Consider the following 7,580-nt stretch of genomic DNA (forward strand, 5'->3'; position numbering starts at 1 on the left):
CGGGTCAGCGGTGCTTCCAAAACAGAATACAGACGGTTTTCACCACTGGCCGGAAACAGTAAAGTCAGCATCCTGCCTTCATGTCCGATCACAGTGCCTAAACCTAAATCCGACTCACTGTCGCTGATCCAACGTTGACCCAAAGCAAATTTTATCATCTTGTCCTCACTGCAGAAAATGGCGCGCTATGGTACAGCTAAAAGTCTGCTATCGCATCAGCCTGAGCCACGTATTTTTTGCAATAGATTAAAAATCGTCATCTATTGGTCATACAGGCCGTGCATTTTTGCTCTAAGCTTAGATCAAATGAATCAAAGCACTGAGGGCGATCGCTTTACTGAACCAAACATCAGCCGGCAAGTCAGATGTTGTATACCGAAAATAAATAAAGATTGTTGTATTTTTGCCATGAACTTTCATGGTTTATTGTCGCTAAGGAGCTGCTTATGGCGCGAAGAAGAGCTAAAGATAAAAAAATATACGTTCTGGACACCAACATTCTACTGCATGAACCTTTCGCCTTCTTAAACTTTCAGGAACACGACGTTGTCATTCCAATGACAGTGCTCGAAGAGTTAGACCATATCAAAGACAAACACAAAGACGTCAGTCGTGAAGCCCGTATCGCCATTCGCGCTTTGGAGGATGTGTTAAAAGATGCTTCACCGGAACAAATGCTGCAAGGCGTTGCGTTACCCAGCCACACGGAAGAAAAAAATGCCGGTCACTTATTTATCATCAATGACCATCATATCAGCGACCAGATCCCCGGCTTACCGGGTGGGGAAAACGACCATTTAATTATTAATACCGCCTTGTTTTTACAACGGGAAAAAGCGCCGACCAAAGTGATACTGGTCACCAAAGATATCAACATGAGGCTGAAGGCCAAAGGGGCAGGTCTGAAGCTGGTCGAGGATTATCGTACCGACCAGTTGATTGACGATGTGCGGTTTTTATACAAAGGCTATTACAAATTTAGCGGCGACTTTTGGTCTGTTGTCAAAGATTGCCGCACCCACAATGAAGGCCGTGATACCTATCATTTTGTGCCACGTGCTGTGCTGCCCAACGCTTATATCAACGAATACCTGATTGATGAAGCGCAAACCTTTGCCGGGCGGGTATTGGAAATCAACGAACAGGAAATCAAAATTCTCGATTTAGGTTTTGAGCGCCTGATGCATAAACATGCCTGGGGTATTCATCCAAAAAATATTTATCAGGCCATGGCGCTCAATGCCCTGCTGGACCCGGATATGGACCTGGTGATTCTGACCGGTCCTGCCGGTTGTGGTAAAACTCTGATCGCTCTGGCTGCGGCACTGGAACTGGTGATTGAAAAAGGCATGTACGACAAGGTGATAGTGACCCGCAACACGCCAGAAATTGCCGAGTCTATCGGCTTTTTACCTGGCACTGAGGAAGAGAAAATGGCGCCATGGCTGGCCGCTATTACCGATTCGCTGGAAGTGCTGCATAAAACCGACGAACACCCGCATGCCAGCGTGCAATACATAATGGACAAGGCCAATATTCAGTTTAAATCGGTCAACTTTATGCGCGGTCGCAGCATTCAAAATGCCATAGTACTTTTGGACGAGTGTCAAAACTTAAGTGCCGCGCAACTGAAAACCATCATCACCCGTTGTGGGGAAGGCACCAAGCTGATTTGCTCAGGCAACCTGTCACAAATCGACAGTAACTACCTGACGGCAGTGACTTCAGGTTTAACCTATATTGTGGAGCGCTTTAAAAACTTCGAGGGCAGTACCACTATTAATCTCAATGGCGTAGTACGCAGCAGATTGGCGTCTTTTGCTGAGGCTAATTTATAAAGGCAAAAAAGCCCCGCAGCAGTGCGGGGCTTTGAATTGTCAGGCTATCTTCGCTTTGCGTCTGGTCCATGCGATCCCTGCCAAACCGAGCAAACCTAACCAGCCGAAACTGCCGCTGTCTTCCTCTACTACCACGACCACAGGCTCATCAAAGGATAAGTCTTCCAGTGGCAGTTCTGCTAAAGCCGGCTCGTCAAAACCGGAAATCTCAGCCAGTAAGTCGTTGTAATCTGCATCGTAAATCCGGATCACTAAATCGTAATAGGCCGGAGGCAGGCTGTGTAATAGTTCACTTTCTATCGCAAACCAGTCGTCTGCACTGGTCCCGTATAACGTGAAGACGGAGCTGGTATGAATAATCACTTCAGGGGCTCCGGCCCGTTTCAGCGCAAAATGGGCATACACAGGTACTGAACTGTAGTTGGTATCTGCATCAAAGCGGACATACAAGCCATGGTAGAAGCCATTGTTGTTTAAGTCTGATTCAAATGAGATATCAATAGTGTCAAACCAGACGTTATTTTCGACGCTCTGGATCAAGGCGCCACTGCTGCGAAGAGCGGTTTTAGGTTTAGCCGTTTTAGCAACATCTGAAGGTAGCTTAAAGGACTCTTTGGTGGCTGCAATTTCTGCAGGCGCGGCCAGAGTTGCACCAGAGAAAACAGCAGAACTGACCATAAATAAACTGACCAACCAAAATTTACGCATACACAGAGCCTCCTTAGCTTTGGTATCATTACAGGCCAATGGCCATGAATACTGGCTGAACTTAATGTTAAGTGAAGAACTATTTTGAAATTATCAAAAAAGCTGCAGATCACTGCTGCACAACAGGCGATTGACGCTTTGGTGATGGCAGCTCCAGAGTTGAGTAAAGGCCGGCTCAAAGATGCGATGAATAAAGGCGCTGTGCTGTGGCGACGTGGTAAGCAACACAAAAGATTACGCCGCGCACAGGCGGATCTGTTGCCCGGAGATAGCCTGGAGCTGAACTACGACGAACAGCTGTTACAGCGTAGCTGTGAGCCGGCACTTCTGCTGCATGAAGCCCGTGGCTACAGTGTCTGGTTTAAACCTGCTGGCATGTTATCGCAAGGCAATGAGTGGGGCGATCATTTGTCACTGCTGCGATATGCTGAGTTACATTGGCAGGGGAAACGTCAGGTGTTTTTATTGCATCGCCTGGATCGGGAGGCCAGTGGTCTGGTGCTGCTTGCTCACACCAAACAAGCTGCAGCCGCTTTTAGCCTGATGTTGCAGCAGCACAAAATAGACAAAGAGTATCGTATTGAAGTCAAAGGTCAGTTGTCGGACGAACTGATCGCTAAAGCAGTGCTGAATGCACCGCTGGATAATAAAGCCTGTAGTACAGAGTTTGAGCTGGAAGCGTATTGTGAACAGCGGCGTAGCAGTGTAGTACGGGTGAAGCTCATCACTGGCCGTAAGCATCAGATCCGTCGCCATTTTGCTCAGGCAGGGCATCCGGTGATGGGCGATCCTGCTTATGGGTCGGGCAATAAAAATGAACAGGGACTGATGTTGCAGGCAATAAAACTCAAGTTCATTTGTCCATTTCGCAAAACTGCGATGGAATTTGAGTTACCAAAGCATTTACTGCAGCTTCAGATATGAGCCAGTTGGCGTTGTAGTTTGGCGCTCAATGAAACGCCATTGGCCTGGATCTCTAATAAACCCAGACTAATGGCGTTAAATAAATCCTGCCGTAGCTGTTCGGTCTGCCAGGCGCAAGGCCTGTTTTGATGGCACTGATAATCCAGTCGTATTGCACCTTGTAAACCTTGTTGCTCTGCCAGATACAAGCTGTACCAAACCAACTCACGCAGCGCATCGAAGTCCTGCTGACAACTGCGATCAGAAAGTAACGCGTGCAGCGGCAGTATGGCCGAATGCGTTTGATAGTCCGTAGGTAAGCTTTGTATCAACTGCTGCTGTAGTTCAGCGGCGTGCTGCTCTGAAGTGCAGTACAGCCAGAACTCCTGATCCTGTTCAACCCAGAACAGAGCCTGATCCAAACTCGCCCTTAACGCCTCTAAATCGGCTCTGACCTGCTGTAGACCTTTCGCTAACAGGGCGTGCGTTTGCATCGGCATCACCAGCAGAAGGTGTCCCTGAGTTTTGGCTTTGTGATGATGCAGCACCAGCTCAGTGAAACTGCGCCATTGTGGGAGTTGGATCAGAGCTCCAGAGCGATTTTTTTTCTGTTTGCTCAGTAAAAGTAGCAGTGCAAAGACAGTCAATGCCAACAGCATCAGACTCATCCACAGCCATTGTTTCAGTTGAGTTTGCTGACTGAAATGCAGCTCCTGTTGTTTTTCTTGCTGTAGCTGTAATTCAAGACTGCTTTGCAGATTGTCCAGTTGTATCTTGCTGGTGTCGTTTAGCTCTGCAACCTCGAGTTGATTGGCCGTTTTCTCCAGTTGATAGGCTTGTTGCCATTGTTGCTCAAGTGCGGCCAGTTCAGCGCTTAATGCCAGATGCTTGCGCTTCAGATACGCTGCCAGTTTATCCGGCTCCGGAGCCGCCTCAGCCAGCATCAGTTTGGCCGAACTGTAATTTTGTTTTTTGATAAAGACATTCGCCAGGAATAAAGCCGTTTCTGCTTTAATCGATTGTGCCGAAAGCTGACTGGCCAATTGATGGGCTTTAGTCAGCAACTGTTCGGACTGATCCAGATCGCCTTGTTCCAGTGCAAGCTCGGACAAGCTGACATGGGCGGAGATCAACATGTACGGATCCTCACTTTCCACCGCCAGTTTCAGCGCTTTGTCGTAGGTGGCTTTGGCTTTATCCAGTTGCTTTAACACCAACTGACTGTCACCGCTGTTGATCAAGGCATTGGCCTGGGCACTCAGACTGTCTAATTGCTGGTACAACCCGGCGGCCTGATTAAAATGTTGTAATGCCAGTTCATGTTGTTCCAGCTTTTGATAAGCCATGCCCAACCGCATACTGATCGAGGCGATCGCTTGTTGATCGCCCATTTCGCTGGCAAGGGGTAAGGCAGATTTAAAATACTGGTAGGCTTTACTCAGGTTGTTGTTTTGCAAGTGCAGGCGCCCGAGCATAATCATTGAATCCAGCAGACGCTGTTTATCTGCGGCTTTGCTGGCTAAGGCCAGGCTTTGTGTGGCCGCTTTCATGGCTAGTTCAGCATTTCCCTGCTGATTGTAGGCCTGGGCAAAACTCTCCAGTATATCCATGCGTAAACTGAGTAGGGTTGCCGTATCCTGCTCGGGTAAAATGGCCTCAGCCAGTTTCAGTTTTTCTATCGCCATCGCGGTATCGCGATAAAACACACCATAAGTCAAAGCCTGCATCAGCAGGATGCGGCCAGCCAGTTCTGTATCTGGTTGTAGCGTCATGGCTTTATTACTGAATTCCAGTGCGGCCTCTTTGTTTTTCAGCACATAATGACTGTATGCCAGCAAAAAGTTGTCTTGGGCTGTGCGTGCCGGTTGCGTAAGCTGTGCATCAAGTTGCGCTTGTGGGTTGGCTTTGACTTGCTGCATTAACTGCGTCAAGTCTGCAGCCTGAACCGAAAACGTAAGCAGTACCCAAAAAATGCTCAATGCATGACGCATGCAGAAGTTCTCCAAAAAATAGACATCGCAGTGTAGCTGAAACAAAATCAGACAGCCAGTTCAAAGCGACAAGGTGCTTAGTGACTGAAAATAATCAATATTTATGGCTGAAGCAGTGGCTTTTTTACAGCCTGAAAGAGTTGTTATCCAGCCAGCGCCGATGGCAAACGTCATTAGAGTCGCTGAGTAAGGTTCAACCTGAGTCGCCTCTGGTGATCGGGATCAGTGGTGCGCAGGGTAGTGGAAAAACTACATTGGCCACAGCACTGCAAAAACTCTGGCTTGGACAAGGAGTGCAAGCGGATGTGATCTCACTGGATGATTATTATCTGGAGCCAGCGCTCAGATTGCAGCGAGCCCGTCTTTGGCATCCGCTTTTTGCCGAGCGCGGGGTTCCTGGCACACATGAAACTTCTCTGCTGCTATCACAATTGCAGGCTTTTCGTCGCCACGAGCCGCAGCAGTGGCGGCGTTATGACAAAGGCAGAGATTGCGTTGCAGGCTATTCTGAAAAAACCACGGCTCGCATTGTGATCCTCGAGGGATGGTGTGTCGGGCTCTCGGCTCTGTCTGAGCAGGCCTTACTCGAAAAGCCCAATCTGCTGGAAACCCGGCAGGACCCTGATGCCCGGTGGCGGCGTCAGGTCAATCAGCAACTGGCGCAGGAGTATCAACAGATCTGGTTGTTATTGGATCAACTGATTTGGCTTGATGCACCGGATTGGCGGGCTGTATGCCGTTGGCGGGCCTGGCAGGAGCAAACTTTACAACAGCAGGGACTGGGAAAAAGCCCGGCAGAACTGAAAGACTTTATGTTGTATTTTGAGCGTTTGACTCGTCAAAGCTGGCAACAACTGCCTGCCAGCGCCGATTTTATTCTGACATTGGGGCAGGATCACCGCCTGCTGAAGCTCATACCTGACGAATAGGCTGTTGTGCCAGAAAGGCCTGCAGATTTTCCGCCAATTGTGTTACCAGGCGTTGCATAGCCTGACGGCTGGCCCAGGCCACGTGCGGGGTGACAATCAGGTTAGGCAAGTTGTGATGAAGCAAGGGATGATCAACAGGTGGCGGTTCGCTACTTAACACGTCCAAGGCAGCTCCGGCCAGCCTGCCTTTCGCTAACGCGTCTGCTAAGGCGATTTCATCAATCAAGCCGCCCCGGGCTGTGTTGATCAAGAGTGCCTGAGGTTTCATCCAACTTAAGGTGTTCGCATTGATAAGCTGCGCCGTGCTGTCTGTCAAAGGGCAATGCAACGACAGTACATCGGCCTGACGCAAGGCATCTTCAAACCCGGTTCTGCCGGGACGGATCTGTCTCGCTCCAGGTCGTTCTGCAATCAGAACTGTCATCCCAAAAGCCTCGGCCAGGCGAGCTGTCGCCTGACCTAAATCCCCATACCCCAGCACTGTCATCGTCTTCCCCGCCAGCTCTTCTATCGGCTGCAAATGCAGGCAAAATTGTGAGCTTCGACTCCAAAGCTCCTGCTGTACGGCCTGATGATAGCTCTGAATATGGTTGGTCAGTTGCAGCAATAAAGCAAAAACCTGCTGTGGAACCGCAGTCCCGGCATAACCCTGCACGTTACACACCACTATGCCCGCCGCTTTTGCTGCGGTTAAATCAACCATATTCACTCCGGTCGCAGCCACCAGAATACAACGTAGTTGCGGCAGGGCAGCTATGGCTTTGGCATCGAGCGTAACTTTATTGCTGATCAGCACCTGTGCGCCGCTGGCGTGCTGCTGTAATTGCTCTGCTGAGGTCTGTGGGTACAAAGTTAAACTGACGTCAGCCAGATGCAGTGGACTTAAATCGGTTTCAGCCAAGGTGGCTGCGTCAAGAAAAACTACCTGAGTGGTCATCAGCGATACACTACATCTTTGTACATAGGAGCTAACATTGCCAGAAATTCATTCTGTGCTTCGATGGATACCTTTTGTTGTTGCATGGCACTGATTAAATGGTTGACCAGGGCGTCAAAATGCGCCTGAGTGATTTGAAATCCTGTATGGCTTTCTTGCATTGATGCCCCCGTGTATCTACAGGGCCCACCTGCAAGTTCACAAAACTGCTCGATCAACAGACGGCGAAATCTCGGGATATCAGTGTCAGCAAAATGATGCACTATGCTGGGGT

8 protein-coding genes are annotated in these 7,580 nt (G+C 49.2%); 3 read left to right on the forward strand and 5 right to left on the reverse strand.

Going from position 1 to position 7,580, the window contains the following annotated elements; genetic code table 11:
- Positions 1 to 158, reverse strand: a 158-nt coding sequence (locus SD53_RS18660) for a hypothetical protein (protein WP_206539936.1), incomplete at its 3' end; no start/stop codon positions are given.
- A gap of 288 nt (positions 159 to 446) precedes the next feature.
- On the opposite strand from SD53_RS18660, the gene SD53_RS12210 reads away from it, so the two are divergent.
- Positions 447 to 1,838, forward strand: coding sequence for a PhoH family protein (locus SD53_RS12210; protein ID WP_046520518.1), 1,392 nt, complete (start codon positions 447 to 449; stop codon positions 1,836 to 1,838).
- A 39-nt stretch (positions 1,839 to 1,877) separates the two neighbouring features.
- On the opposite strand, the gene SD53_RS12215 is transcribed toward SD53_RS12210, so the two are convergent.
- A complete protein-coding gene (locus tag SD53_RS12215) occupies positions 1,878 to 2,546 on the reverse strand; it encodes a choice-of-anchor H family protein (RefSeq protein WP_046520519.1) in 669 nt (222 codons plus the stop codon).
- A gap of 84 nt (positions 2,547 to 2,630) precedes the next feature.
- On the opposite strand from SD53_RS12215, the gene SD53_RS12220 reads away from it, so the two are divergent.
- The gene (locus SD53_RS12220; protein ID WP_046520520.1) at positions 2,631 to 3,470 is read left to right on the forward strand and encodes an RluA family pseudouridine synthase; all 840 of its coding nucleotides are present in this window, start codon (positions 2,631 to 2,633) and stop codon (positions 3,468 to 3,470) included.
- Here the strand turns inward: SD53_RS12220 and SD53_RS12225 are convergent.
- Positions 3,461 to 5,440: a tetratricopeptide repeat protein gene (locus SD53_RS12225; protein WP_046520521.1), complete on the reverse strand. Its 1,980-nt coding sequence runs from the start codon at positions 5,438 to 5,440 to the stop codon at positions 3,461 to 3,463. The genes SD53_RS12220 and SD53_RS12225 overlap by 10 nt on opposite strands.
- A gap of 80 nt (positions 5,441 to 5,520) precedes the next feature.
- On the opposite strand from SD53_RS12225, the gene SD53_RS12230 reads away from it, so the two are divergent.
- Complete coding sequence (locus SD53_RS12230; RefSeq protein ID WP_052749369.1) at positions 5,521 to 6,369, forward strand: hypothetical protein; 849 nt, start codon at positions 5,521 to 5,523, stop codon at positions 6,367 to 6,369.
- Here the strand turns inward: SD53_RS12230 and SD53_RS12235 are convergent.
- A complete protein-coding gene (locus tag SD53_RS12235; RefSeq protein ID WP_046520522.1) occupies positions 6,353 to 7,306 on the reverse strand; it encodes a D-2-hydroxyacid dehydrogenase in 954 nt (317 codons plus the stop codon). The genes SD53_RS12230 and SD53_RS12235 overlap by 17 nt on opposite strands.
- Positions 7,306 to 7,580 (reverse strand): group I truncated hemoglobin (locus SD53_RS12240; protein ID WP_046520524.1); only part of this gene is annotated, 275 nt, incomplete at its 5' end. The genes SD53_RS12235 and SD53_RS12240, both read right to left, overlap by 1 nt.

The sequence above is a fragment of the Rheinheimera mesophila genome (genome assembly GCF_000986865.1).
Lineage (GTDB): Bacteria > Pseudomonadota > Gammaproteobacteria > Enterobacterales > Alteromonadaceae > Pararheinheimera > Pararheinheimera mesophila.